We start from the raw sequence: 2,726 nt of genomic DNA, 5'->3' as shown, positions 1-2,726 counted from the left end.
AAACTGTTTTGACTCAACATCCTTTGGTGCAGGAGAGTGTTGTTGTAGTCAGGGAAGATTCTCCTGGGGATAAACGTCTGGTTGCTTACTTAGTCCCTGCTGTTCATCGGTCAACCAGTGAGTCTGTGAGCGACTGTGAACAAAATCAAGCCACCACAGATGACCAGAAGTTACTGTCTGCGGTGCGGGAGCATTTGCAACAAAAGTTGCCAAATTACATGATGCCGAATACGTTTATACTGCTGAATGCCTTACCGTTAACACCCAACGGCAAAGTAGACCGTCGCGCCTTACCAGCACCAGATACAGCTACACGCAATCTGGCAACAGGCTTTGTGTCTCCACGCACACCCATAGAAGCGCAACTGGCGCAGATTTGGAGTGAAGTTTTGGGGATAGAACGCATTGGTGTTCATGACAACTTCTTTGAACTCGGTGGACATTCCCTACTAGCCACCCAAGTCATATCGCGATCGCGTAATATTTTCTCGGTGGAATTGTCTTTACAAAATTTCTTTGAGTACCCAACAATCGCTAACTTTGCCCAACTCATTGAAGTCATCGATTCGGTACAAGATTATCAACCATCTATTACAGAAACATCAGCAGATTACGAAGAAGGAGAATTATGAGCAACTTTTTCCTCAAATAAATTTTCGTATCTCATTTAGGCTGCTATAGGACTCATATTTGATTTCTGAAAAACCAAATTGGCTAGAAGCTTGCCATACAAAGGTTCGTTTCTCAGTATACTTAGCAATATTCAAGTACGATTCCTATATATAAATCCTAAATGAGACACATAAATCCTCATTATGTAGAGAATAATGAACTTTTTTATCCAATAACAAACCACGCAATTGACGCATAATTAAATAACAATTAAAGGAAGTTTTTAACAAATGAAAGTAGTAGAATTTTTAGCTTATTTAAATAGTTTAGATATCAAACTTTGGCTGGAAGAAGATAAGTTAAAGTATCAGTCTCCTAAAGGAGGGATGACAGCAGAAATTAAGCAAGAAATCGGGTCAAGAAGAAATGACATTATTAATTTTTTAAAGAAAGCACAAACCTCTTTCAAGCCAGTTGAATTACCTATCATTCCCGTTTCCAGAACAGAAAATTTACCCCTCTCTTTTGCCCAGCAAAGACTCTGGTTTCTGTACCAACTGGAAGGTACAAGTTCCACATACAATATGACAGGGGCGTTGAAACTCACTGGTTCGTTGAATTTTGATGCTCTGAAACAAGCAGTGGGTGAAATATTACAGCGCCATGAAGTCCTGCGGACTCATTTTCAGCAAGTCGATGGGATTCCAGTACAAATAATAGATGCAAATCCCCTTTGGGATTTACCAATATTTGACTTGCAACAAGTTAGTGAACCAGAAAAAGAAGCACAAAGATTAGCTAATTTAGAAGCCCTAACACCCTTTGACATTTCCCAAAGTCCCTTACTGCGGGTGACTTTATTCCGATTGCAACCTGAAAAATATGTGCTGCTCATCAATATGCACCACATTGCTTCTGATGGGTGGTCAAATGGAATTTTCGTCCGTGAGTTGTCGAGCCTGTATGCAGCCTTCTGTATGGGAGAGCGATCGCCCCTACCAGAATTATCCATTCAGTATGCAGATTTCGCCGTATGGCAAAGACAGTGGTTGAGTGGGGATGTGTTAGCAGCACAACTAGGTTACTGGCAGCAACAGTTAGCCGGAGCGCCACCATTATTAGAACTACCCACCGATAGACCCCGCCCTGTTGTACAAACTTTTAAAGGCGGTGTAGAGCTATTACAAATAGATCAAAACCTCGTAACTCAACTCAGGCAGCTATCACAAGCGTCGGGAACCACAATGTTTATGACGCTGCTGGCAGGTTTTGCTGTTTTAATGTCGCGCTACAGTGGACAAACCGATTTGGTGATAGGTTCACCCATCGCCAACCGCAACCGTCAAGAAATAGAAGGGTTGATTGGCTTTTTTGTCAATACCTTAGCACTGCGATTTGATTTATCTGCCGAACCGACCTTTACATCTCTGCTGGCGCAAGTACAGCAGGTAACACAACAAGCATTCGACCATCAAGATTTGCCCTTCGAGATGCTGGTCGAAGAATTACAGCCAGAGCGGAAGTTAGATCACAATCCACTGGTGCAGGTCATGTTTGCCCTCCAGAATGCTCCCGTCTCGGCTTGGGATTTGCCTGGGTTAAAAGTGGAAGACCTGCCTTGGTGGTTTGAAACAGTGCGGTTTGACTTAGAAGCTCACTTTTGGGAAACAGAGTCGGGGATTGATGGTGTTTTCTGTTACAACAGCGATTTATTTGACGGGGCAACGATCGCCCGGATGATGCAGCATTATGTAAACTTACTCACGGCAATTGTCACCAACCCAGCACAACCAGTTACCCAACTACCGCTACTAACAGCATCCCAAACACAAAAATTGTTAGGCGAGTGGAATCACACCCACAGTAATTATCCTCATGACCAATGTATCCATCAGTTGTTTGAAGCCCAAGTTGCACGCAATCCAGATGCCGTTGCTGTCGTCTTTGGCAACGAACAACTCACATATCAGCAATTAAATACCAAAGCCAATCAACTAGCTCATTATCTGCAAACACTCGGTGTTCAACCAGACACTTTGGTAGGTATTTGTGTCGAACGTTCGCCATCGATGATTGTCGGCTTATTGGCAATACTCAAAGCAGGTGGAGCATAC

Annotated in this window: 2 protein-coding genes; both read left to right on the top strand. The window is 43.0% G+C overall.

All coding sequences use genetic code 11. The features are described from left to right. On the top strand, window positions 1-632 hold a 632-nt coding region (locus H6G69_RS33415; protein ID WP_242072277.1), incomplete at its 5' end, for a phosphopantetheine-binding protein. A 270-nt stretch (window positions 633-902) separates the two neighbouring features. Then, window positions 903-2,726, top strand: a 1,824-nt coding sequence (locus H6G69_RS33410) for a condensation domain-containing protein (RefSeq protein WP_190694006.1), incomplete at its 3' end; no start/stop codon positions are given.

Source organism: Nostoc sp. FACHB-110, assembly GCF_014697425.1.
GTDB lineage: Bacteria > Cyanobacteriota > Cyanobacteriia > Cyanobacteriales > Nostocaceae > Nostoc_B.
Note: the sequence above shows the minus strand (reverse complement) of the source record. Positions and strands in the feature narration are given on the sequence as shown.